Genomic DNA, 997 nt, shown 5'->3' on the forward strand with positions numbered 1-997 from the left:
CGGGCACCGCCCTGGTGGAGAACCTGCTGTGGTCGGTGGACCCCTACCACCGGGAGATGATGGACGGCGACTTCGCGCTGAACGCCCCGCTGGAGGGCCGCGCCCTGGGCCGGATCACCGCCTCGCGCACCCCGGACCTGCCCGAGGGCGAGATCGTCTTCCACCGCCAGGGCTGGCGCACCCACGCCGTGGTCACCCCCGAGGAGGTACGACGGCTGCCCCACCACCCCGGCGTCCCGCTGACCGCGTACCTCAGCGTGCTGGGCGGCACCGGCCTGACGGCGTACGTCGCCCTGACCCGCGTGGCGCGGCTGCGCGCGGGCGAGGACGTGTTCGTCTCCGGCGCGGCGGGCGGTGTCGGCACCGCGGCGGGCCGCTTCGCCCGGCTCCTCGGCGCGGGCCGGCTGATCGGCAGCGCGGGCACGCCCGAGAAGGTCAAGTATCTGACGGAGCACGTGGGTTACGACGCCGCCTTCGACTACCACGAGGGGCCCGCCGCCGAGCTGCTGGCCGCGGCGGCGCCCACCGGCGTGGACGTCTTCGTGGACAACGTGGGCGGCGAGCAACTCGGTGCTGCGATCGGTGCGTTGCGTCTCCGTGGCCGGGTGGCGCGGGTCGGCACGATCAGCCAGTACAACACCCCCGACGCCCCGCCCGTCGTCCTCGACCACACCGCCGTGGTGGAACGCAGACTGCGCATCGAGGGTTTCCTGGTCTCCGACCACCGGGACGCGCAGGAGGAGTTGTACGACTTCGCCGTACCGCATCTGCGCAGCGGCGTGCTGACGGCGGACGAGACGGTGATCGACGGCTTCGACCGGATCGTGGACGCGTTCCTGCTGATGCTGCGGGGCGGGAACACGGGGAAGATCCTGGTGCGGAAGGCGGATTGACGGGGCCCGTGTGCCCTCGCCTCGCCGTGCCGCTACGTCACATCGCCGTCGCGCCAGTCGAGCACCAGCGCATCGGCGGGGTCGAGGCCGGGCCGGGCATCGGG

1 protein-coding gene is annotated in these 997 nt (G+C 73.2%); it reads left to right on the forward strand.

The window, feature by feature from the left end:
- On the forward strand, window positions 1-893 hold an 893-nt coding region (locus CCN72_RS36065), incomplete at its 5' end, for an MDR family NADP-dependent oxidoreductase (RefSeq protein WP_107430284.1).
- Window positions 894-997: the final 104 nt, after the last annotated feature.

It is taken from the genome of Streptomyces murinus (genome assembly GCF_002154555.1).
In the GTDB taxonomy this organism is placed as follows: Bacteria; Actinomycetota; Actinomycetes; order Streptomycetales; family Streptomycetaceae; genus Streptomyces; species Streptomyces murinus.